The sequence below is a fragment of the Pseudomonas sp. GCM10022186 genome, from assembly GCF_042656385.1.
In the GTDB taxonomy this organism is placed as follows: domain Bacteria; phylum Pseudomonadota; class Gammaproteobacteria; order Pseudomonadales; family Pseudomonadaceae; genus Metapseudomonas.
In genome coordinates, this window is record NZ_JBHSOU010000007.1 from 317,054 (window position 1) to 338,885 (window position 21,832).

Annotated in this window: 18 protein-coding genes; 5 read left to right on the plus strand and 13 right to left on the minus strand. The window is 65.7% G+C overall.

What is annotated here, in order from left to right:
* Window position 1: 1 nt before the first annotated feature.
* Complete coding sequence (locus tag ACFPU0_RS05550) at window positions 2–235, minus strand: DUF1127 domain-containing protein (RefSeq protein WP_377691787.1); 234 nt, start codon at window positions 233–235, stop codon at window positions 2–4.
* A 188-nt stretch (window positions 236–423) separates the two neighbouring features.
* On the opposite strand from ACFPU0_RS05550, the gene ACFPU0_RS05555 reads away from it, so the two are divergent.
* Window positions 424–1,839, plus strand: coding sequence for a PLP-dependent aminotransferase family protein (locus ACFPU0_RS05555; RefSeq protein WP_377691788.1), 1,416 nt, complete (start codon window positions 424–426; stop codon window positions 1,837–1,839).
* 33 nt (window positions 1,840–1,872) lie between these two features.
* Here the strand turns inward: ACFPU0_RS05555 and ACFPU0_RS05560 are convergent, their stop codons facing one another.
* Together ACFPU0_RS05560 and yccS are read right to left on the minus strand one after the other, a co-directional pair.
* Window positions 1,873–2,328: an REP-associated tyrosine transposase gene (locus ACFPU0_RS05560; protein ID WP_417715029.1), complete on the minus strand. Its 456-nt coding sequence runs from the start codon at window positions 2,326–2,328 to the stop codon at window positions 1,873–1,875.
* 253 nt (window positions 2,329–2,581) lie between these two features.
* Window positions 2,582–4,759, minus strand: coding sequence for a YccS family putative transporter (gene yccS / locus ACFPU0_RS05565; RefSeq protein ID WP_377691790.1), 2,178 nt, complete (start codon window positions 4,757–4,759; stop codon window positions 2,582–2,584).
* 240 nt (window positions 4,760–4,999) lie between these two features.
* Between yccS and ACFPU0_RS05570 the strand changes: the two genes are divergently transcribed.
* Window positions 5,000–5,737, plus strand: coding sequence for a substrate-binding periplasmic protein (locus tag ACFPU0_RS05570; RefSeq protein WP_377691791.1), 738 nt, complete (start codon window positions 5,000–5,002; stop codon window positions 5,735–5,737).
* Between the two features lie 2 nt (window positions 5,738–5,739).
* Here ACFPU0_RS05570 and dbpA read toward each other — a convergent pair whose 3' ends face one another.
* The gene (dbpA, locus tag ACFPU0_RS05575) at window positions 5,740–7,119 is read right to left on the minus strand and encodes an ATP-dependent RNA helicase DbpA (RefSeq protein ID WP_377691792.1); all 1,380 of its coding nucleotides are present in this window, start codon (window positions 7,117–7,119) and stop codon (window positions 5,740–5,742) included.
* A gap of 155 nt (window positions 7,120–7,274) precedes the next feature.
* On the opposite strand from dbpA, the gene torT reads away from it, so the two are divergent.
* The gene (gene torT / locus ACFPU0_RS05580) at window positions 7,275–8,306 is read left to right on the plus strand and encodes a TMAO reductase system periplasmic protein TorT (protein WP_377691793.1); all 1,032 of its coding nucleotides are present in this window, start codon (window positions 7,275–7,277) and stop codon (window positions 8,304–8,306) included.
* Between the two features lie 198 nt (window positions 8,307–8,504).
* Here the strand turns inward: torT and betA are convergent, their stop codons facing one another.
* The 3 genes from betA to betI (ACFPU0_RS05595) form a co-directional block, all read right to left on the minus strand.
* Window positions 8,505–10,193, minus strand: a complete 1,689-nt coding sequence (gene betA / locus ACFPU0_RS05585) for a choline dehydrogenase (RefSeq protein WP_377691794.1) — start codon at window positions 10,191–10,193, stop codon at window positions 8,505–8,507.
* 98 nt (window positions 10,194–10,291) lie between these two features.
* Entirely contained in the window at window positions 10,292–11,764 is a 1,473-nt protein-coding gene (gene betB / locus ACFPU0_RS05590; protein ID WP_377691795.1) for a betaine-aldehyde dehydrogenase, read from the minus strand.
* Window positions 11,765–11,812: 48 nt separating this feature from the next.
* The gene (betI, locus tag ACFPU0_RS05595) at window positions 11,813–12,406 is read right to left on the minus strand and encodes a transcriptional regulator BetI (protein WP_377691796.1); all 594 of its coding nucleotides are present in this window, start codon (window positions 12,404–12,406) and stop codon (window positions 11,813–11,815) included.
* 287 nt (window positions 12,407–12,693) lie between these two features.
* Here betI (ACFPU0_RS05595) and ACFPU0_RS05600 point away from each other — a divergent pair, with 287 nt between their 5' ends.
* The gene (locus ACFPU0_RS05600) at window positions 12,694–14,232 is read left to right on the plus strand and encodes a BCCT family transporter (protein ID WP_377691816.1); all 1,539 of its coding nucleotides are present in this window, start codon (window positions 12,694–12,696) and stop codon (window positions 14,230–14,232) included.
* A 178-nt stretch (window positions 14,233–14,410) separates the two neighbouring features.
* Here ACFPU0_RS05600 and betI (ACFPU0_RS05605) read toward each other — a convergent pair whose 3' ends face one another.
* The 6 genes from betI (ACFPU0_RS05605) to choX form a co-directional block, all read right to left on the minus strand.
* A complete protein-coding gene (gene betI, locus ACFPU0_RS05605; RefSeq protein ID WP_377691797.1) occupies window positions 14,411–15,004 on the minus strand; it encodes a transcriptional regulator BetI in 594 nt (197 codons plus the stop codon).
* 291 nt (window positions 15,005–15,295) lie between these two features.
* Window positions 15,296–16,153: a glycine betaine ABC transporter substrate-binding protein gene (locus tag ACFPU0_RS05610; protein ID WP_377691798.1), complete on the minus strand. Its 858-nt coding sequence runs from the start codon at window positions 16,151–16,153 to the stop codon at window positions 15,296–15,298.
* A gap of 148 nt (window positions 16,154–16,301) precedes the next feature.
* Window positions 16,302–17,246 carry a choline ABC transporter substrate-binding protein gene (locus tag ACFPU0_RS05615; RefSeq protein WP_377691799.1) on the minus strand — a complete coding sequence of 315 codons (945 nt, stop codon included), beginning with the start codon at window positions 17,244–17,246 and terminating at the stop codon, window positions 16,302–16,304.
* A gap of 34 nt (window positions 17,247–17,280) precedes the next feature.
* Window positions 17,281–18,165, minus strand: coding sequence for an ABC transporter permease (locus ACFPU0_RS05620; protein WP_377691800.1), 885 nt, complete (start codon window positions 18,163–18,165; stop codon window positions 17,281–17,283).
* A 2-nt stretch (window positions 18,166–18,167) separates the two neighbouring features.
* Window positions 18,168–19,364 (minus strand): quaternary amine ABC transporter ATP-binding protein, encoded by a 1,197-nt coding sequence (locus tag ACFPU0_RS05625; RefSeq protein WP_377691801.1) that lies wholly within the window; start codon window positions 19,362–19,364, stop codon window positions 18,168–18,170.
* 416 nt (window positions 19,365–19,780) lie between these two features.
* Window positions 19,781–20,737, minus strand: coding sequence for a choline ABC transporter substrate-binding protein (choX, locus tag ACFPU0_RS05630; RefSeq protein ID WP_377691802.1), 957 nt, complete (start codon window positions 20,735–20,737; stop codon window positions 19,781–19,783).
* A gap of 415 nt (window positions 20,738–21,152) precedes the next feature.
* Between choX and ACFPU0_RS05635 the strand changes: the two genes are divergently transcribed.
* The coding region (locus ACFPU0_RS05635; RefSeq protein WP_377691803.1) for a serine dehydratase beta chain at window positions 21,153–21,832 on the plus strand (680 nt) is incomplete at its 3' end.

Here is a 21,832-nt window from a genome sequence, read left to right on the forward strand (position 1 = left end):
ATCAGAGCTTCCAGAAAGGTTTCAACGCCTCGTCCAACGCCTGGGCGCGGGTCAGGCCGATGTCCCGCAGGGCATGGTCGTCCAGCTCCAGCAGCCGGCGACGGGTGTGCAGGCGCATCCAGAAACCGGCCCAGCGGTTGCCCGGCAGTGCGGGGGCCAGGGACAGGGGCGTGCGCTGCTCCTGTTCCAGTTCCCGGGCTTGGAGGGTCAGGCGTACATCGCTCAGGCCGTTCATCGTCGCGTTCCTCATGCCCTGTGGTGGATCGGGGGTGAGGTCATGATGTCCGTCGGCTGAATCACAATACAGATTCACGATCTGTATATTTTTTTCATACAGATTGCGTGGTTTCCTATCTGAATCCTCCGTTTCGGGATCATCTGTACTGGTACTGATCCTGGCGCGTGCAGATTCGGGAGACTGTCATGAAGCTCTATATCAAGCTGGCCGAGACCCTTGGCGAACGTATCGAACAGGGCTATTACCGCCCCGGCGACCGCCTGCCTTCGGTACGCGCCCTGAGCCTGGAGCACGGGGTGAGCCTGAGCACGGTGCAGCAGGCCTACCGGATTCTCGAGGACGGCGGCCTGGCCGAGCCGCGGCCCAAGTCCGGCTACTTCGTTCCGCCGCGCCGCCAGACCCCGGCGCTGCCGGCGGTGAGCCGGGCGCCGCAGCGGCCGGTGGATGTCTCCCAGTGGAACGACGTGCTCGACCTGATCAAGCGCAGCGCCAGGGACAACGTGGTGCAACTCGGCCGCGGCATGCCGGACATCAGCAGCCCGACCCTGAAACCGCTGTTGCGCAGCCTCGGGCAGATCAGCCGGCGCCAGGACGGCAGCGGCCTCTACTACGACAGCATCTACGGCACCCAGGCCCTGCGCGAACAGGTGGCGCGCCTGGCGCTGGATTCGGGCTGCCAGATCCCCGCCAGCGACATCGTCATCACCACCGGCTGCCATGAGGCGCTGTCGGTGGCCATCCGCTCCACTTGCGAGCCGGGCGACATAGTCGCGGTGGATTCACCCAGCTTCCACGGCGCCATGCAGACCCTGAAGGGCTTCGGCATGAAGGCGCTGGAACTGCCCACCGACCCGCTCAACGGCATCAGCCTGGAGGCCCTGGAGATGGCCCTGGAGCAATGGCCGATCAAGCTGATCCAGCTCACCCCCAGCTGCAACAACCCGCTGGGCTACATCATGCCGGAAGCGCGCAAGCGCGCCTTGGTGACCCTGGCCCAGCGCTACGATGTGCCCATCCTCGAGGACGACGTCTATGGCGACCTCGCCTACCAGTACCCGCGACCGCGCACCATCAAGTCATTCGACGACGACGGCCGCGTATTGCTCTGCAGTTCTTTCTCCAAGACCGTGGCCCCCGGCATCCGCGTCGGCTGGATCGCGCCCGGCCGCTACCTCGACCGGGTGCTGCACATGAAGTACATCTCCACCGGCGCCACCGCCACCCAGCCGCAGCTGGCCCTGGCGGAGTTCATCGGCAAGGGGCACTACGAACCCCACTTGCGGCGCATGCGCAGCCAGTACCAGCACAACCGCGACCGCATGATCGACTGGGTGATGCGCTATTTCCCCGAAGGCACCCGCGCCAGCCGGCCCCAGGGCAGCTTCATGCTCTGGGTGGAACTGCCCGAGGACTTCGACACCCTGCGCCTGAACCGCGCGCTGCTGCCCAAGGGCGTGCAGATCGCCGCCGGCAGCATCTTCTCCGCCTCAGGCAAGTACCGGAACTGCCTGCGGATGAACTACTCGTCCAGGCCGACCCCGGCGATCGAGGCGGCAGTGCGGACGGTGGGGGAGACGGTGAGGGAGTTGATGGGGGAATAGGGCGCGCGCAGTTCGCTTTCTTGTGGGGATTCGTCAGAGCCATTGGGCGTCCCACAACGGATAATCCCCGATTTGCTCTACCAGGCCCGCTCGTAGCGGGTTGGCCACGATATAGCGGGCGACCTTGCGGATGTCTTCTTCCCTCCGCAGTGCATGATCGTGAAAACCCTTCTGCCAGATCGGCTGGGATCCGGGCCGTCGGAGACTCAACTGCCTGGAGGAGCGCCCTTTCAGGACCTTGATCACAGTGGATATGGCGACCGGCCCATTGAGTTGCAAAAGCCAGTGGAGGTGGTCCGGCATCAGGACCCACGCGATGGAGTGGAGCAGGTTCTGCTCATGTAGTCGGCGCATCTCGGCGATGACCAGGCGGGCCATGGTGAAATCCCTAAACAACGGAATTCGCCCTTCGGTCGTCGTCGTGATGTGGTAGGTCTGGCCAGCTCTCGATACACGGCCCTTGAGAAGGTCATCGCTCGGCATTTCCATTGCCCTCGGGATGTAGAAAGCAATGACTCTATTGGGCTGGAAGTGCACGTTGGGCTGTAGCTTGCCGCGAAAAGGATGATCCGAGCCGGGGAATATTCTGAAGGCCTAATACTTGTGGGGGCGAATTCATTCGCTATGCAGACCGCAGGTCTGCCCAAGAGTCCGATGGGGCCGCTTCGCGTCCCTTAGCGAATGAATTCGCCCCCACAAGAGCAGCCCCACAAGAGCGGCGAAACCACCCTGTCATGTGGCTTCATACCACCCTCCCGGCATTCAGCAGATGCGCCGCCAGGGTGCGCAGCGGACCCAGTTGACGGCAGATCAGCCCCAGCTCCGTCTGCACCAGGCGCGGGCGGTCGTCCATCTCTTCCGGCAGTTGTGCCAGGTCCTTGGCGAGGGTCTCTTCCCCGTCGTCCTGGATGCTCACCGCGCGCTTCTCGGCCAGGCCGAGCGCGATTTCGTCGAGGCTGCCGGCGATGCGCTCGGCGGCTGCCTCGATGGTGGGGGTCAGGGCTTCGCCAGGGGTCTCGCTGCGATGGGCGCCAAGGGCGGAGAGGTAGCTGAGCAGGGTGTGGGAGAGCACCAGGAAGCGGAAGCCGACATCCGCCTCCTTACGGAAGTGGCCGGGCTCCATGAGCATGTTGGAGAGGGTGGTGGACAGCGCCGCGTCGGCGTTGTGGGCGTTGCGCCGGGCCAGGCGGTAGGCGAGGTCGTCGCGCTTGCCGCTGGCGTACTGCTGCATGATCTGGCGCAGGTAGCGGCTGTTGCAGGCCAGGGTGTTGGCCACTACCTGGTTGAGCCGCCGGCCCTGCCAGTCGGGGAGGATGAAGATCACCGCCAGGCCGGCGATCAGCGCCCCGAGCAGGGTATCCACCAGGCGCGGCAGGAACAGGCCGTAGCTGTCGCCGACCTGGTTGAAGCAGAACAGCACCAGCAGGGTGATGGCGGCGGTGGCCAGGGTATAGCGGGTCGTGCGGGTGGCGAAGAACACCACCCCGGCGACCACGGCGAAGGCCGATTGCACCAGGGCGCCGGGGAACAGGTCGAAGAGCGCCCAGCCCAGGGCCAGGCCGAGCAGGGTGCCGGCGATCCGCTGCACCAGCTTGCGCCTCGTGGCGCCGAAGTTGGGCTGGCAGACGAATACCGTGGTCAGCAGGATCCAGTAGCCCTGCTGCGGGTGGATCAGGTGCAGCACGCCGTAGCCGGCGGCCAGCGCCAGGGCCATGCGCAGGGCGTGGCGGAACACCAGGGAGGTGGGTGTGAGGTTCTGCTTGAGGCGATCCCAGACATCCTTCAGCCCCTGGGGCGAGCGGTCCAGCAGGCTGGCGTCCTGGGTTTCGGCGAGGGCATCGGGGTTGCTGGAGTCGGTGAGCAGGCGGTCCAGGGTGGCGAGGTTGCGGGCCAGGGCATTGAGCGAGCGCAGCAGGCCGCGCCAGGCCGGATTGCTCTGGATGCGCAGGTGTTCCAGGGACTTGTTCAAGTCTTCCAGGGCCTGGGTGCCGTCCAGGTAGTCGAAGGGCTGGCGCATCTGGATGGCTCGCCCCAGGGCCTGGCAGGCACCGCCCTGCTGGCGCAGCAGGCGCTGGCAACGGAACAGCACGTCGCTGTGGAAAAAGGCTTCGGCGAGCTCGTTGTAGGGATGATGGGACGAACTGGCGCGTTCGTGGATGTCCTGGGCGAGGAAGTAGAGCTTGAGATAGCGGCTCACCTTGGGCCCCGGGCGACCGTTGCCGACCCGGTGCAGGATGATCTCCTTGGCCGCGTTCAGCGCCGCCACCACCTTGCCGTTCTGTTTTGCCAGTTCCAGGCGCCGGGCCTCCACATCCAGCTGGCGTACCGGTTCCAGCAGTGCGGATTTCAGTTTCAGGTACTGCCCCAGCTCGTGGTACAGCTTCGCCAGGCTCTGCTGCACCGGCTGGTGGGTGAAGAGCGCCTGCCAGAGCACCGAGAGCAGGCCGTACCAGGCGGCGCCGGCCACCAGCAGGACGGGCTCCTGCCAGAGGTTGGTGGGCGCGCCGTCGCGCTGGTCGACACCGATCATGGTGTAGATGGAGAGGATCAGCGTCGCCGAGGCGATGGTGGCGTAGCGCTCGCCGAGGGCGCCGAGCATGGTCAGGCAGAAGCTGGCAAGGGCCAGGGCGCTGACGAAGATCCAGGGATAGGGGAACAGCAGTTCCACCGAGAGCGAGGCGACGCTGAAGCAACCGAGGATCACCAGCAGGGCGGTGAGACGGCCCTGCCAGCTGTCGTCGGTCTCCGCCAGTGCGCTGGCGATGATGCCGAGGAAGAGCGGGATCAGCAGCTCCATGCGGTCCTGCTGCCAGCACAGCGCCATGCTCCCGGTCAGGGCGACGAAGACGCGCAGGCTGTAGCTGAACTTGTCCAGCGCCCAGAGGCGGCGCAGCGTTTGATTGAATCGGGTCGAGGGCATATGGGCCTTGTGGGCGGATGTCCGGTTGCGGCTGTGCTGCCGGCTACAGCCTAAGTGTTGGAATGGGCGCTGTCAGCCGCCCTGTCGCATTCGATCTCTTGGTCTGTCGCCGAGCGCTGGAAGTCACAGGGGCGTCGATGGAATTCAGCTACCTCGGCGCTGCCTGGCGCTGGTCGATGCCGAAGATTTGGTACAGGCTGGATGGACCTGCCGGCCAGAACTGTTCGCGGAAGCCCCCGCATGAGAAGACACCTTGGTTTCGTCCTGTTCGCCCTGCTGCTCGCCTGTGCCGGCGTCAACGCCGAAACCTTGCGCATGGCCGCCAATACCTGGCCGCCCTTCACCGACGCCCGGCTCACCGGTGATGGCCTGGCGAGCGAACTGGTGCGCACCGCCCTGAAGCGCTCCGGCCATGTCGTCGAGTATGCCGAGGTGCCCTGGGCCCGTGCCTTGCGCGGGCTCAAGATGGGCGACTACGACCTGCTCGTCAGCGCCTGGTACAGCGACGAGCGTGCCCGTTACGGCCAATTCTCGAAACCCTACCTGACCAACCGCATCCGCTTCCTCAAGCGCAAGGGCAGCGCCGTGGACTTCCAGTCCCTGGCCGACCTGAAGCGCTACAGCATCGCCGTGGGGCGCGGCTACCGCTACCAGCCGGAATTCGACGCCGATACCAGCCTGAACAAGGTCCCGGTTGCGGACTTCCCGATGGCCGCGCGGATGCTCGCCGCCGGACGTGTGCAGTTGGCCCTGGAGGACGAGCTGGTGGCACGCCTTTACCTGAACCGTGAACTGAAGGGCATCGGCGACCAGCTGGAGTTCCTGCCCAAGCCGCTTTCCGAGAACGGCTTGCACATCCTGGTGCGGCGCAGCCATCCGCAACACCAGCAGCTGGTGGACGACTTCGACCGCGCCATCCAGGCCATGCGCAAAGATGGCACCTACCAGGCCATCTTCGCCCGCCACGGCCTGCACTGAACTCAGATGATCCGCACCTTGTAGGCGCGGCCCTTGATGCGGCCCTCGCTGAGGCGCTTGAGGGCCTGCTTGGCGATGCCCCGTTCGACGGCGACGAAGGCCTGGAAGTCGAAGATGGCGATCTTGCCCACCTGGCCGCCGGGTATCCCGACTTCGCCGGTGAGGGCGCCGAGGATATCGCCGGGGCGCAGCTTCTCCTTGCGCCCGCCGTTGATGCACAGGGTGGCCATGGGGGGCAGCAGCGGCTCGCGGCTCTTCACGACCAGCTCATCGATGCGCTGCCAGTTCAGCGGTGACTGCTGCAGGTCCTCGATGGCCTGGGCGCGGTTGGCTTCGGCCGGCGCCACCAGGCTCAGGGCCAGGCCCTTCTCGCCGGCGCGGCCGCTGCGGCCGACGCGGTGGATGTGCACTTCGGGATCGCGGGACAGTTCGACGTTGATCACCGCTTCCAGTCCGGCGATATCCAGGCCTCGGGCGGCGACGTCGGTGGCCACCAGCACGCTGCAGCTCTGGTTGGCGAAGAGGGTGAGCACCTGGTCGCGCTCGCGTTGCTCCAGCTCGCCGTGCAGCGACTGGGCGGAGATGCCGTTGTCGCGCAGATGGGCTTCCAGTTCCTGGCACTGCTGGCGGGTGTGGCAGAAGGCGACGCAGGACTGCGGACGGGTGCTCTGCAAGAGGCGCAGCACGGCGTCCAGGCGCTGGCGCGGGTCGATCTCGTAGAAGCGCTGTTCGATCTGGCTGTCGTCGTGCAGGGCTTCCACCTTCACCTGCTGCGGATCGCGCATGAAGGTCTTGGCCAACTGGGCGATGCCCGCCGGGTAGGTGGCGGAGAACAGCAGGGTCTGCCGCCGCGCCGGGAGCTGCCCGATGATCTCGGCGATGCTGTCGTAGAAGCCCATGTCGAGCATGCGGTCGGCCTCGTCCAGCACCAGGGTGTTGAGACCGTCGAGGACCAGGGTGCCCTTGCGCAGGTGCTCCTGGATCCGGCCCGGGGTGCCGACGATCACATGGGCGCCGTGCTCCAGGGAGCCCACCTGGGGGCCGAAGGGGACGCCGCCGCAGAGGGGCAGCACCTTGATATTGCCGTGGCCGCGGGCCAGGCGGCGGACTTCCTTGGCCACCTGGTCGGCCAGCTCGCGGGTGGGGCAGAGCACCAGCGCCTGGCAGCCGAAGAAGCGCGGGTTGAGCGGCTCCAGCAGGCCGATACCGAAGGCGGCGGTCTTGCCGCTGCCGGTCTTGGCCTGGGCGATCAGGTCCCGGCCCTTGAGGATCAGCGGCAACGCCTGGGCCTGGATCGGCGTCATGTCGCGGTAGCCCAGGGTCTCCAGGTTGGCCAGGGTGGCCGCGCTGAGGGAGAGGGAGGTGAAGGCAGTGGTGGTCACGGGAGAGGCCTGCAAGTCGAATTGGCGGGCAGTTTAGCAGGCCTGGCCATGCCACCGAGCGGCCCGGCCGACGGGTACGAGTGTTCGCTGGTATCCGGCTGCTAGGCTTGCGACTATCCGAGCCTGTTATCCACCCTGAGGATAGGAATGTCCCCATGCGGACTCTCTGTGCCCTGTTGTTGAGCTGCCTGAGCGCCGCGACCTGCCCCGCGGCGCAGTGGTATCCGCAGCAGGTCGAAGTGGACGGCAGGGAAGCCAGCTACCGGCCGCTCGAAAGGGCGAGCAAGCCCTGGCGCATCTGCGCGCTGCTGCCCCATGGCATGGATCGCTACTGGTGGGGCGTCGCCTGGGGCCTGGACGAGGAAGCGCAGCGCCAGGGTGTCCAGCTTGGGGTATACGAGGCCGGTGGCTACCAGTACCCGGACATGCAGCGTGCGCAGCTGACCCGCTGCATCCAGCTCGCCGCCGATGCCTATGTCATCGCCGCCATCAGCGCCAAGGGCCTGTGCGACGAGATCGCCCTGCTGCACCGTGACAAGCTGCCGGTGATCGACCTGGTCAACCGCATCGACTGCCCCGGTATCACCGCCCGTGCCCAGGTGGATTTCGCCGAGATGGCAGGGGAGGCCATGGCCTACATCCGCCGACACAGCAAGGGGAGGCCGGTGCGTGTGGGCTGGGTGCCGGGGCCGAAGGACGCCGGCTGGGTGGTCGACGCCGAACGCGGCCTGGACAAGGCCACGGCCGGCAGCCAGGTGACCCTGGTGCACGCCGGTTACGGCCCGGTGGACCGCTCCGCCCAGGCAGTGCTGGTGCGCCAGCTGCTCACCCGTGAGCCGCAGCTCGATTACATCCTCGGCAATGCCGAGGCCGCCGCCTTCGCCGCCCAGCTGGTGCGCGCCGGGGGCAATCGCTACAAGGCCCGGGTGGTGTCGCTCTACGCCACCGAACGGGTGCTGGCGGCCATTGCCGAAGGCGGCATCCTCGCCTCGCCCACGGACTCGCCGGTGATCCAGGCGCGGGTGGCGGTGGATCTCGCGGTGCGTGCGCTGGAAGGCAAGCGGTCGCCACGGCGGGTCAGCCCGCGGATCGAGGTGATCGACCGGGACAACCTGAAGCGCTTCGATATCAGCCGCCTGATGCCGCCCAGCGGGCACTGGATGATCCGGCAGGAGTTGCCGGAGTAGGGCGCCGGATCAAGGCCTGCTTCTTGTAGGGGCGAATTCATTCGCCATGCGGGCCGCAGGTCCGCCCTTGAGGGGCCCCGGGGCGACTAAGTCGCCCTTGGCGAATGAATTCGCCCCTACAGAGTTATTTCCATCCCGTGGAAATGAAAAGGCCCCTGATGCGTTGCACCAGGGGCCTTTCCCTGCGGGTGACCAGCCTTACAGCTGACGCACCGGCTTGCCACGCACCGGTTTGTCGCCCGCCACGTAGTAGCTGGCGGTGCTGCGCGGCAGCGGTTTGCGATTGCGGATTTTGTCGGCGATCTTCTCGGCGATCATGATGGTGGTCGCGTTGAGGTTGCCGGTGATGATCTCCGGCATGATCGAGGCGTCCACCACCCGCAGGCCTTCCATGCCGTGCACGCGGCCCTGGCCGTCCACCACCGCCATGTCGTCGGTGCCCATCTTGCAGGAGCAGGAGGGGTGGAAGGCGGTTTCCGCGTGGGTACGGATGAACTCGTCCAGTTCGGCGTCGCTCTTGAGGTTGGCGCCGGGGCTCAGCTCGCGGCCGCGGTACGGGTCCAGCGCCGGCTGGGCCATGATCTCGCGGGTGAGGCGGATGCCGTCGCGGAATTCCTGCCAGTCCTGCTCATGGGACATGTAGTTGAACAGGATGCTCGGGTGCTGGCGCGGGTCCTTGGACTTGAGGTGGATGCGGCCGCGGCTCGGCGAGCGCATGGATCCCATGTGGGCCTGGAAGCCGTGCTCCTGCACGCCCTTGCTGCCGTTGTAGTTGATCGCCACGGGCAGGAAGTGGAACTGGATGTTCGGCCAGGCGAATTCCGGGCGGGTGCGGATGAAGCCGCCGGCCTCGAACTGGTTGCTGGCGCCCAGGCCCGTGCCGAGGAGCATCCACTCGGCGCCGATCGCCGGCTGGTTCCACCACTTGGTGGCGGGATAGATGGACACCGGCTCCTTGCAGGCGTACTGCAGGTAGAGCTCGAGGTGGTCCTGCAGGTTGGCGCCCACGCCGGGCAGGTCATGTACCACCGGCACGTCGAGGTCGCGCAGCAGGGCCGCCGGGCCGACGCCGGAACGCTGCAGCAGCTGCGGCGAGGCGATGGCGCCGCTGCACACCAGCACTTCGCGGCGGGCACGGGCGGTGATCGGGGTATTGCTGTTGCCCTTGAGGTAGGCGACGCCGACGGCGCGCTTGCCGCTGAACAGGATGCGGTCGCTCAAGGCGTGGGTGACGATGGTCAGGTTCGGGCGGTTGCGCGCCTGGTCCAGGTAGCCGCGACCGGTGGCGGCACGGCGGCCTTGCGGGGTCACGGTGCGGTCCATGGGACCGAAGCCTTCCTGCTGGTAGCCGTTGAGGTCCTCGGTACGCGGGTAGCCGGCCTGCACGCCGGCCTCGACCATGGCGTGGAACAGCGGGTTGTTGCCGGCCTTGGGCGTGGTCACGCTCACCGGGCCGTCGCCGCCGTGGAAATCGTTGGGGCCGATGTCGCGGGTTTCCGCCTTGCGGAAATAGGGCAGGCAGTCCAGGTAGGTCCAGTCTTCCAGGCCCGGGAGCTTGGCCCAGCTGTCGAAGTCCAGGGCGTTGCCGCGGATGTAGCACATGCCGTTGATCAACGAGGAGCCGCCCAGGCCCTTGCCACGGCCGCACTCCATGCGGCGGTTGTTCATGTAGGGCTCCGGATCGGTCTCGTAGGCCCAGTTGTAGCGGCGGCCCTGCAGCGGGAAGGCGAGGGCGGCGGGCATCTGGGTACGGAAGTCCAGGCGATAGTCCGGGCCGCCGGCTTCCAGCAGCAGCACGCTGACGCTGGCGTCTTCGGTCAGGCGGGTCGCCAGGACGTTACCGGCGGAGCCGGCGCCGACGATGATGTAATCGAATTCTTGTGACATGGGGGGCCCCCTTGGGAGTAGCTAGAAGCTTGAAGCTGGAGGCTGGAAGCCAGTCCCGGATTGCTTCCAGCTTCTGGCTTCCAGCTTTGGGCTCCCGTTTAGAAAACGGAGGCGTAATCGCCCATCTCGACCTGCACCGATTTGATGCGGGTGTAGTGGGCCAGGGTGGTCAGGCCGTTCTCGCGGCCGACGCCGGACTGCTTGTAGCCGCCCACCGGCATTTCGGCGGGGGACTCGCCCCAGGTGTTGATCCAGCAGATGCCGGCTTCCAGCTTGTGGATCACGCGGTGGGCGCGGGCCAGGTCGCGGGTGACCACACCGGCGGCCAGGCCGTACTCGGTGTCGTTGGCGCGGCGGATCACTTCTTCCTCGGTGTCGTAGACCAGGATGCTCATCACCGGGCCGAAGATTTCCTCGCGGACGATGGTCATGTCGTCGGTGCAGTCGCTGAACACGGTGGCGGCCACATAGGCGCCCTTGGCGAATTCGCCGTCGGTGACGCGCTCGCCACCGATCAGGAGACGCGCGCCTTCCTTGCGGCCGGCCTCGATGTAGCCGAGCACGCTTTCCATGTGGGCGAAGCTGGTCAGCGGACCGAAGTTGGTGTTGGCGTCTTCCGGGTTGCCCAGGCGGATGCGCTTGACGCGCTCGACCACCTTGGCCTCGAAGCGGGCCTGCAGGGCGCGCGGCACGAACACGCGGGTGCCGTTGGTGCAGACCTGGCCGGAGCTGAAGAAGTTGGCCATCACGGCGATGTCGGCGGCGCGGTCGAGGTCGGCATCTTCGAAGATGATCAGCGGCGACTTGCCGCCCAGTTCCATGGTCACTTCCTTGAGCGAGGAGCTGGAGGCGCTGGCCATCACCTTCTTGCCGGTGGAGGTGCCGCCGGTAAAGGAAATCTTCTCGATCAGCGGGTGCTCGGTCAGCCACTGGCCCACTTCACGGCCGCTGCCGGTGAGGACGTTGAACACGCCGTCCGGCACGCCGGCCTCGGTGTAGATCTCGGCCAGTTTCAGGGCGGTCAGCGGGGTGACTTCGCTGGGCTTGAAGATCATGGCGTTGCCGGCGGCGAGCGCCGGGGCGGATTTCCACATGGCGATCTGCACCGGGTAGTTCCAGGCGCCGATGCCGGCGACCACGCCCAGGGGCTCGCGGCGGGTGTAGACGAAGCTGGTTTCGCGCAGCGGGATCTGCTCGCCTTCGATGGCGGGGATCAGGCCGGCGTAGTACTCGATCACGTCGGCGCCGGTGACGATGTCCACCGCGCGGGTCTCGGCCAGCGGCTTGCCGGTGTCCAGGGTTTCCAGCTCGGCCAGCTCGTCGTTGCGCTCACGCAGGATGTCCACGGCGCGGCGCAGGATGCGCGAGCGTTGCATGGCGGTCATGGCGGCCCAGACTTTCTGGCCCTCGACGGCGCTGGCGACGGCGCGCTCGACGTCGTCCTTGCTGGCGCGCTGGACCTTGGCCAGGACTTCACCAGTGGCCGGGTTGACGGTCTCGAAGGTGGCGCCGCTGGTGGCTTCGACGTAGCGGCCGCCAATGTAGAGCTTCTGTTCTTCGAATCGAGCCATGGTGGTTGTCCTCTCTTGTAAGTGATGAGCGCAAGGCGGCCGGGCGGTTCAAGCCGCCTGCTTGGCCAGTTGTTGATCAAGGAATTCGTAGGCGATCCGGCGTGCCTGTGCGGTATCGAAGGCTTCGCCGGACAGCGCGCCGCGCAGCCAGAGACCGTCGATCAGGGCGGCCAGGCCGCGGGCGGCGGTGCGGGCGCTCCTGGCATCGAGCACGCGGCGGAACTGCCAGCAGAGGTTCGAGTACAGGCGCAGGTCGTTGATGCGCTGCAAACGGCGCAGGGACGGTTGGTGCATGCTGCTGGCCCAGAACGCCAGCCAGGTCTTCATGGCCGGGCCGTTGACCTGGGTCTCGTCGAAGTTGCCATCGATGATGGAGCGGATGTAGCCCCGCGCAGTCTCGTCGCGGATGGCCTCGCGGCGCTTGCGCACCGCGTCCTGCAGATCGTTCATGAGGAAGCGCATGGTGGCTTCCAGCAGGCCGTTCTTGTCCTGGAAGTAGTGGCTGATGATGCCGTTGGAAACCCCGGCGAGCCTGGCGATGTAGGAAATGCTGGCGTCGCCCATGCCGACCTGGTCCACCGCTTCGAGGGTGGCGTGGATCAACTGGGTGCGGCGCAGGGGCTGCATTCCGACTTTGGGCATTGGGGATTCCTCTTCTTCCGGGCCTTTCCGGACAGGTTGAAATCCAGCCTACTTTATTTTTATTGAACGTTCAAACAACAAAGAATAGGATGCGCAGCATGGAACGGGATGCGGCAGTTCGCCGCACCTGATTCCGGGCCATCGGCCGGCGGTTGCCTCCCGTCGCCAGCCGCTGGCGCGGGTCTGTCGTTGCGCCCATGTGGCGCCTGCTTTCACTGCCCTGGAACGTCCAAATGAGCAAAGCTCCAATAACAACAAGCCATGGGAAGGTGCGCCTGAATCCGGTCGTGTTCTTCGGATCCACCGCACTGATCCTGCTCCTCACGGTTGCCTTGATCGTCTTCCCCGATAGCGCCGGCGCCTGGCTCGGCAAGGCCCAGGCCTGGCTGTCGCGCAGCTTCGGCTGGTACTACATGCTGGCCATCGGCGCGTATCTGTTCTTCGTGCTCTACGTCGCCTTTTCCCGCTACGGCCATCTGCGCCTGGGCGCCGACGACAGCAAGCCCGATTTCAGCTACGGCGCCTGGGCCGGCATGCTGTTCTCCTCGGGCATCGGCATTTCGCTGCTCTACTTCGCGGCGTCGGAGCCCATCGACCACCTCTACAACCCGCCCGAAGGCGAGCCGGGCAGCCAATCCGCCGCGCGCCAGGCGCTGCAGTTGACCTTCCTCCACTGGGGCGTGCACGGCTGGGCCATCTACGCGCTGGTGGGCCTGGCGGTGGGTTACTTCGCCTACCGCCACAACAAGCCCCTGGCGCTGCGCTCGGCGCTCTACCCGCTGTTCGGCGAGCGGCTGATGAAGGGCTCGGTGGGCAACGCGGTGGACTGCTTCGGCATCTTCGTGACCCTGCTGGGGCTGGTGACCAACCTCGGCATCGGCTCGCTGCAGGTGTCCTCGGGTCTCGAATACCTGTTCGGCCTGCCCCATAGCCAGGGCGCGCTGCTGGCGGTGATCCTGGTGATGAGCGCGGTGGCCACCCTGGCCGCGGTGTCCGGCATCGAGAAGGGCATCCGCCGCCTGTCCAACCTGAACATCATCCTGTTCAGCGGCCTGCTGGTGTTCGTGCTGCTGGCCGGCCAGACCCTGCACCTGCTCAACGGCTTCGTGCAGAACCTGGGCGACTACCTCAACGGCCTGGTGCTGAAGACCTTCGACCTCTATGTCTACACCGGCCAGTCCGGCAAGAGCGAGGAGTGGATGGGCCTGTGGACCCTGTTCTACTGGGCCTGGTGGATTTCCTGGGCGCCCTTCGTCGGCATGTTCGTGGCGCGTATCTCCCGTGGCCGCACCGTGCGCGAACTGGTCAGCGGCGTGCTGCTGATCCCGCTGGGCTTCACCCTGGCCTGGCTCTCGGTGTTCGGCAACAGCGCCATCGACCTGGTGATGAACCAGAACGCGGCGGACCTGGGCAAGGCGGCGCTGGAGCAGCCGGCCATGTCGATCTACCTGCTGCTGGAGCATTACCCCTGGGCCAAGGCGGTGATCGGCCTGTCGATCTGCGTCGGCTTCGTGCTCTTCCTCACCCCGGCCGATTCCGGCTCGGTGATGCTGGCCAACCTGTCCCGCGAGGAAGGCGACCTGGACGAGGACGCGCCCAACTGGCTGCGGATCTTCTGGTCGGTCGTGGTGACCCTTGCGACCATCGGCCTGCTGTTCGCCGGCAACTTCACCGCCATGCAGACGGTGGTGGTGCTGGCCGGCCTGCCCTTCTCGGTGGTGCTGCTGCTCTACATGTTCGCCCTGTTGAAAACCATGAAGGCGGACCTGGCGGCCAGCCAGCCGGCCCCGGCAGTGCGGCCCGTGCTGCGTGGCGAGGCGGTCTGACAGGCGCGTCCGGTGGAATGAAAAAGCCCGGTCCGATGGGCCGGGCTTTTTTGCGGGTGGTGCAGCGCTTTTCCTGTCATTCGCCAAGGGCGGCGTAGCTGCCCCTTAAGGGTTCCAGGGCAGACCTTCGGCCTGCTTGGCGAATGAATTCGCCCCTACAACAGACCCATTCAGCCGGTCAGGCCTCAGCCTTGGCCAACTGCTGGTCCAGGTAGTCGTAGGCGATCTGCAATGCCTGCCCGGTGTTGAAGGCATCGCCCGAGAGGGCGCCGCGCAGCCAGAGGCCGTCGATCAGGGCGGCCAGGCCGCGGGCGGCGGAGCGGGCGTCATCGCGGGGCAGGGCGCGGCGCAGTTCGCAGCAGAGATTGGAATAGAGCCGGTGGTCGTTGATCCGCTGCAGGCGGCGCAGGGATGGCTGGTGCATGCTGGCGGCCCAGAAGGCCAGCCAGGTCTTCATGGCCGGGCCGCTGACCTGGCTGTCGTCGAAGTTGCCGGCGACTATCGCCCGCAGGTGCGCGCGCGGGGTGTCTTCGCGCAGGCTGGCGCGGCGCTGGCGCACGGCGCTGCTGAGGGCCGCCATCAGATGGCGCATGGTGGCGTCCAGCAGGCCGTTCTTGTCCCGGAAATAGTGGCTGATGATGCCGTTGGAGACCCCGGCGATACGGGCGATGTAGGCGATGCTGGCATCACCCAGACCTACCTGGTCGACGGCTTCGAGAGTGGCCTGGATCAACTGCGAGCGGCGGATCGGCTGCATTCCGACCTTGGGCATCGAATATTCCACCATTTTGTGTGGGAATCGGGAGCGCGCAGTCTAGGGGGAAATTGATTGATCGATCAATCGATGGGATTGATCGAGGGTGGCGGGGAAAACCTTGTGGGGGCGAATTCATTCGCTATGCAGGCCGCAGGCCTGCCCTTGGAGATCGAAAGGGGGCAGCTGCGCCGCCCTTGGCGAATGAATTCGCCCCTACAGAGTTCGTACCCCCGGATCAGGTGCCGCATAAAGACAAAACCCCCACGGGCCCTGGGGCCGGTGGGGGTTCGCGTTGCAGGGCGAGGCTTACTTCAGCCACTCATCCACGCGCTGCGGGTTCTTGGCGATCCAGTCCTTGGCGGCCGCTTCCGGCTTGGCGCCTTCGCGGATGGCCAGCATCACGGAGCCCACTTCCTCACCGCTCCAGGAGAATTTCTTCAGGAAGGCGGTCGCTTCGGCGGCCTTGGCTTCCAGGCCGGGGTTGACCACGGTGTCGACGTGCTCGTCATCGCCATAGACCTTTTTCGGGTCTTCGAGGAAGCGCAGCTTCCACTTGGCGAACATCCAGTGCGGGATCCAGCCGGTGACCACGATCGGCTTCTGGGCCTTCTCGGCACGGGTCAGGGCGGTGGCCATGGCCGGGCCGGAGCTCGGCATCAGCTTGATGTCCAGGTTGTATTGCTTGATGGCGTCCTCGGTGCGGCGCATGACGCCGGCGCCGGCGTCGATGCCGGTGATCTTGCCGTCGAAGTCGGCCTTGTAGGTGTTCAGGTCCTCGATGGACTTGGCCTTCACATAGTCAGGCACGATCAGGCCGATCTTGGCGCCCTGGTAGTTCGAGCCCAGCACCACCACCTTGTCCTTCAGCTTGGCGTAGTACTCGCCGTGGGTGGCCGGCAGCCAGGCGGAGAGGGTGGCATCCAGGTCACCGCGGGCCACGCCCTGCCACATGATGGCCGGTTCGACGGGCTTGAGTTCCACGCCGTAGCCAAGTTTCTCCTTGAGGATTTCGCCCGCTACGTAAGTGGCGGCGACGCTATCGTCCCAGCCGTTCACGTAGCCGATCTTCAGGGTGGGTTTGTCAGCGGCATTGGCCATGCCCATGCCGACGGCCAGGGCGGCGACGCCGAGGGTTTTCAGATACAGGGATTTCAACTTGCGCATACGTATTGCTCCATCAGGTGGGATTGGCAGCCAACTACGTGGTCGTGGCCCGTTCTCAGGCGGGTTTCGCGACAGTGCCCCTCGCGGCCCGTTGCCGGACCGCGATTGGCGAATTGCAAGGAAAGGGCCCCGGACGGGGCCCGGGGGATCACAGGCCGATGTGTTTCTTCACGGCGGCGGCGCCGTCCTGGCCGTCATAGGTGGTGACGCCGGCGAGCCACTTGTCCAGCACGGCCGGGTTGGCCTTGAGCCAGGTGGTGGCGACTTTCACCGGGTCTTCCTTCTCGAGGATCTTCTCCATCAGCTGGCTTTCCATCTGCACGTTGAACTGCAGGTTGTTCAGCAGCTTGCCGACGTTGGCGCAGCGTTGCTCGTAGTCCGGCGGCACCACGGTGAAGACCTTGGCGGCGCCGTAGTCCGGGCCGAACACATCATCGCCACCGGCCAGGTAGGTGATGTCGAACTGGGTGTTCATCGGGTGCGGGGCCCACCCCAGGAACACCACCGGCTCCTGCTTCTTCACCGCGCGCTGCACCTGCACCAGCATGCCGGCTTCGGAGGATTCGACCATGCGGAATTCGCCCAGGCCGAACTGGTTGCCCTTGATCATCTTGTCGATCAGCAGGTTGCCATCGTTGCCCGGTTCGATGCCGTAGATCTTGCCGCCCAGCTGGTCCTTGAACTTGGCGATGTCCTGGAAGCTCTTCAGGCCGGCGTCAGCCGCGTAGGTCGGCACCGCCAGGGTGTACTTGGCGCCTTCCAGGTTGGGTGTCGGCAGCACTTTCACGCCGTTGTCCTTGGTGAAGGGCTCGATCACCGCGTCCATGGACGGGGCCCAGTAGCCGAGGAACACGTCGATCTGCTTGTTCTTCACCCCGGTGAAGGCGATGGGCACGGACGCCATGATCTTGCGCGGGGTGTAGCCCAGTCCTTCGGTCAGCACCATGGCGACGCCCGTGGTGGCGGCGATGTCGGCCCAGCCGATTTCGGCGAAACGGACCTGTTTGCAGCTCTGCGGCTCCTGGGCCCAGGCACCCTGGGCCAGTGCGCAGGCCAGCAGGCCCAGTGCAGCGACTTTTTTCATTTTTTTCATCAAGCGACTCCCTACTTTGAAAGGTGAAGCGTTCTTATTGCGCTTGCTGCCGCTGCAATCTCGCGCCGAGCCGGCCAAAGACACGACCACGCGAGGTCTGGCGCGTCCCGAAGCTTTCGGTGATGCGGTCGAGGATGATCGCCAGCAGGACCACGGCCATGCCGCTTTCGAAGCCCAGGCCGATGTCCAGGCGCTGGATACTGGCGAGCACGTCGTTGCCCAGGCCACCGGCGCCGACCATCGACGCGATGATCACCATGGACAACGCCATCATGATGGTCTGGTTCACGCCAGCCATGATCGACGGCATGGCATTGGGCAGCTGCACTTTGTATAGCAGCTGCCACGGAGTGCAGCCGAAGGATTGGCCGGCTTCGACGATTTCCTTGTTCACCTGGCGGATACCGAGGGCGGTCAGGCGCACGGCCGGCGGCATGGCGAAAATCACCGTGGCGATGATCCCGGGGACGCGGCCGAGGCCGAAGAGCATGGCGGCCGGGATCAGGTAGACGAACGCCGGCATGGTCTGCATGAAGTCCAGGATCGGACGGATGACCACGGCCACGCGCTCGCTCTTGGCGGCCCAGATGCCCAGCGGGATGCCGAGCAGCAGGCTGATCAGGGTGGAGGAGAAGGTCAGGCCGAGGGTGACCACGGTCTGTTCCCAGAACCCGGTCATCACGATCAGGATCAGCGAGGCCGCGGTGAAGGCAGCGAACTTGGCGCCGATGCGCCAGAAGCCCAGCCCCACGAACACGGCGATGATCACCCAGGACGGCGGCCAGAGCAGGAAGCGTTCGATCAGCTCGGAGAAGCCGCTGACCACGTTGCCGACGCTTTCGAAGGCGCCGCTGTAGTTCTCCAGAAGGTGCTGGACGACATCGTTCACCCAGCTGCCCAGATCCAGTTTCTCGCTCATCGTCATTCTCCCCGCAGGCGGCTCAGCAGGCGGCCTTTGCTGATCGCGCCGCAGTAGCGGCCACTCTGGTCGACCACCGGGATCGGCCCTTCATTGATCACCAGGCGCTGGATGACGCTGTCCAGTGGCAGGTCCTCCGGTACCGGGTCGATGTGCTTGAGCAGGTCGTGCTCGAGATCCAGGGTGCGGCCGCCTTCCACCAGCAGGGCGATCTTCTCCAGGCTGATGGAGCCGCGGAAGATGTTCTTCTCGTCGACGATGAAGGCGTAGTGCTTGTCCATGGCCTGCAGTTTCTGGCAGACCGTCTGGGCGTCGGGCGCCTTGCCGTTGTGCACGAACAGCGGAACGCTGTCGGACTTGAGCTGGCCGGCGGTGAGGTAGCGGCTGGTGTCGACCGTGTTGAAGAAGTTGCGCACGTAGTCGTTGGCCGGATTCTCGATGATCTCCTGGGGCGTGCCCACCTGGATCAGCTTGCCGCCTTCCATGATGCCGATGCGCGAACCGATGCGCATGGCCTCTTCGATGTCGTGGGAGACGAAGATGATGGTGCGGCTGTGCTTCTTCTGCAGGTCCAGCAGCACGTCCTGCATCTCGCGGCGCTTGAGCGGGTCGAGGGCGGAGAAGGCCTCGTCCATGATGATCATCGACGGGTCGACCGCCAGGGCGCGGGCCAGGCCGACGCGCTGCTGCATGCCGCCGGACAGCTCGTGGGGATACTTGTGGGCGAAGCTGGCCAGTCCGACCTGCTCCAGCACTTCCATGGCACGCTTCTCGCGTTCCTTCTTGCCCTTGCCGGCCACTTCCAGGCCGAAGGCGGCGTTGTCCAGCACAGTGCGCGAGGGCATCAGGGCGAAGGACTGGAACACCATGCTCATATCGCGGCGGCGCAGGTCGATCAGCTGCGACTTGGGCAGCTTGGCGACGTTCTGGCCGTCGATGAACACATCGCCGGCGGTGGGCTCGATCAACCGGTTGATCAAGCGGATGAGAGTGGACTTGCCCGAGCCCGACAGGCCCATCAGCACGAAAATCTCGCCTTCGTTGACGCTGAAGGACACGTCGCTGACGCCGATCACGGCACCGCGCTCGGCCAGGATCTTTTCCTTGCTCCAGCCTTGCTTGAGTAGATCAATTGCTTCTTGTGGTTGTTGCCCGAAAACCTTGTAGAGGTTTTGAACCACGATCTTTCCAGACTGCATGGGATAGTTCCCCTTCAGTAGACATCCAGGTCAGCTACACGGAGCCAGAACCGGCGCTCGACGACGCCCAGCCTGGTGATGCCGACTGTCTTGCCTGTGTGGATAACAATGTTTCGAGAACTTCGCAGCCCTCTGGCAGTGTTACGAATTCCCGTCCATGGGTGGGTTCTGCACCTCGAACCGAGGCGCGCGTACTTCCGAAATTTCTTATTAGGCCGACCTCTGCTCGGGTTGAGGTTGCCGCTTGTGTTCTTCGGTCCGGAGCGGAGTGCTCACGGTCTGTCGGTCCACGGGAACCGACAGCGACGAAATCGGGTGACTCAACGATAAAGCCTTGAGGCCTTGGCAATTGTCGGTTTGCGACGTTCATATGTTGGGTGGCGACATGGCCTGTGGTTATCGCTGGATGCGTCGCCTCAGGGGGCTTCGGCCCGGACGAGCGCTGTCGGGAGCGGGCCGCCGTCGCGCGCGGTGACGCCCTGCAGCCAGGCGGCCAGGGTGTCGGGATTGGCCTTCAACCAGGCCTTGGCCTCGCGCCGGCGATTGGTGCTCTGGTTAAGTATGGCCTCCATCAGGTGGTTCTCCATGGCCAGGCTGAACTTCAGGTTCTTCAGCAGCCGCCCGAGGTTCGGGCATTCCCGGGTCAGCCCCTTGCGCACGTTGGTATAGACAGTGGCACCGCCGTAGTCGGGACCGAACCAGTCATCACCGCCCGCCAGGTACTGCATCTTCAGCTGGTTGTTCATCGGGTGCGGTTCCCAGCCGAGGAACACCGTCCACTGCTGGAGGTGCTCGGCACGCTTGACCTGGGACAGCATGCCGTTTTCGCTGGACTCCACCAGTTTGAATGCGCCGAGGCCGAAGGCGTTCCCCGCGATCATCTTCTGGACCAGCTTGTTGCCGTCGTTGCCGGTTTCGAGGCCGTAGATCTTCCCGCCCAGTTGCTGGCTGAACCTGGCCAGGTCGGCGAAGCTCTTCACCCCGCCATCCCAGGCCGCCTGGTTCACCGCCAGGGTGTACTTGGCGCCGGTGAGGTTGGCGCCGAGGCTCTCCACTGTGCCGTTGTCCAGGTAGGGGCGGATGTCGTGTTCACTGCTCGGCATCCAGTTGCCGAGGAAGACATCGACCTTGCCTTCGCTCATCGCCTTGTAGGTGTCGGGGGCCGACAGGCGCTTGACCTTGGTGATGTAGCCGAGCTCGCTCAGTACATGGCGGGTGACCGCGGTGGTGACGGTGATGTCGCTCCAGCCGACGTCGGCGAAGTACACCGTGGAGCAGCGTTCGGGGTCGGCGGCCGCCAGGGCCGGCTGGGTGGTGAAAAGGGATGCGGCCAGCAGCGTTGCCGCCAGCAGGGGAGTGGTGGGTCGAATCATGGATGGGTCCGTCCACGGCAGGTTTTATTGTCGTTCTCCGGACTCGCGTGGCTGTCGGACTGCTGCAGGCCCCCGCCCTCCGGGCGCCCGGATGATGCGTGCCGGGCGCATCGACTGACTACCGACCCGGTCGCACTCAGAACTTATCTGTCGCGGGTGGTGCAGGGAAACAGGCGTGGCCAGGCGGACGCTTGTTGTAGGGGCGAATTCATTCGCCAAGCAGGTCGAAGGCCTGCCCCTGGGCGCCTGCAGGGGGCAGCTGCGCCGCCCTTGGCGAATGAATTCGCCCCTACAGGGTGTCCCTGCCCTTAACCGAACGCGGCGTATTTGGATACGAGTAAGTCGGTATGGGAAGTCCCCGCTTCGGTGAAATGCCGATCATGTCGCCAAGAGTGATCCCGACCGGAGTTTTCCCGTGGCTATCAGCGTGTTCGACCTGTTCAAGATCGGTATCGGCCCCTCCAGCTCGCATACCGTGGGCCCCATGCGCGCGGCGGCGCTGTTCGCCGCGGCGCTGCGCGAGCGCGGCCTGCTGGCGCAGGTGACACGCGTCGAGGTGCGCCTGTACGGCTCGCTGTCGGCCACCGGCGTCGGCCACGGCACCGACCGCGCGACGCTGATGGGGCTGATGGGCGAATGGCCGGACCGCATCGACCCGAAGCAGATTGCCCCGCGCGTCAAAGCGCTGCAGGCGTCCCGCGAGCTGCTGCTGGACGGCACGCAGCCGGTGGCCTTCGACTGGGCGCGCGACCTGCTGCTGCTGGAGGAGAACCTGCCCTACCACCCCAACGCCATGACCCTGATCGTCTTCGGCGAGGCGGGCGAACTGCACCGCGACACCTACTACTCCATCGGTGGCGGCTTCGTGGTCGACGAGGCCCAGGCGAAAGCCGGCCAGCTGGACCAGGACGCCACCGCACTGCCCTACGACTTCTCCAGCGCCGAGGAGCTGCTGCAGCTCTGCCGGCAGCACCAGCTGCGGGTCTCCGAGCTGATGCTGGCCAACGAAAAGGCCTGGCGCAGCGAGGCGGAGATCCGCGCCGGGCTGCTGAAACTCTGGGACGCCATGCAGGAATGCGTGAGCAACGGCCTGGG

Bases quoted from the DNA above. Each gene is read 5' to 3' on its own strand.
- ACFPU0_RS05550 (WP_377691787.1), bottom strand. From the start codon at position 235: ATGAACGGCCTGAGCGATGTACGCCTGACCCTCCAAGCCCGGGAACTG.
- ACFPU0_RS05555 (WP_377691788.1), top strand. From the start codon at position 424: ATGAAGCTCTATATCAAGCTGGCCGAGACCCTTGGCGAACGTATCGAA.
- ACFPU0_RS05560 (WP_417715029.1), bottom strand. From the start codon at position 2,328: ATGGAAATGCCGAGCGATGACCTTCTCAAGGGCCGTGTATCGAGAGCT.
- yccS (WP_377691790.1), bottom strand. From the start codon at position 4,759: ATGCCCTCGACCCGATTCAATCAAACGCTGCGCCGCCTCTGGGCGCTG.
- ACFPU0_RS05570 (WP_377691791.1), top strand. From the start codon at position 5,000: ATGAGAAGACACCTTGGTTTCGTCCTGTTCGCCCTGCTGCTCGCCTGT.
- torT (WP_377691793.1), top strand. From the start codon at position 7,275: ATGCGGACTCTCTGTGCCCTGTTGTTGAGCTGCCTGAGCGCCGCGACC.
- betA (WP_377691794.1), bottom strand. From the start codon at position 10,193: ATGTCACAAGAATTCGATTACATCATCGTCGGCGCCGGCTCCGCCGGT.
- betB (WP_377691795.1), bottom strand. From the start codon at position 11,764: ATGGCTCGATTCGAAGAACAGAAGCTCTACATTGGCGGCCGCTACGTC.
- betI (WP_377691796.1), bottom strand. From the start codon at position 12,406: ATGCCCAAAGTCGGAATGCAGCCCCTGCGCCGCACCCAGTTGATCCAC.
- betI (WP_377691797.1), bottom strand. From the start codon at position 15,004: ATGCCCAAGGTCGGAATGCAGCCGATCCGCCGCTCGCAGTTGATCCAG.
- ACFPU0_RS05610 (WP_377691798.1), bottom strand. From the start codon at position 16,153: ATGCGCAAGTTGAAATCCCTGTATCTGAAAACCCTCGGCGTCGCCGCC.
- ACFPU0_RS05615 (WP_377691799.1), bottom strand. From the start codon at position 17,246: ATGAAAAAAATGAAAAAAGTCGCTGCACTGGGCCTGCTGGCCTGCGCA.
- ACFPU0_RS05620 (WP_377691800.1), bottom strand. From the start codon at position 18,165: ATGAGCGAGAAACTGGATCTGGGCAGCTGGGTGAACGATGTCGTCCAG.
- ACFPU0_RS05625 (WP_377691801.1), bottom strand. From the start codon at position 19,364: ATGCAGTCTGGAAAGATCGTGGTTCAAAACCTCTACAAGGTTTTCGGG.
- choX (WP_377691802.1), bottom strand. From the start codon at position 20,737: ATGATTCGACCCACCACTCCCCTGCTGGCGGCAACGCTGCTGGCCGCA.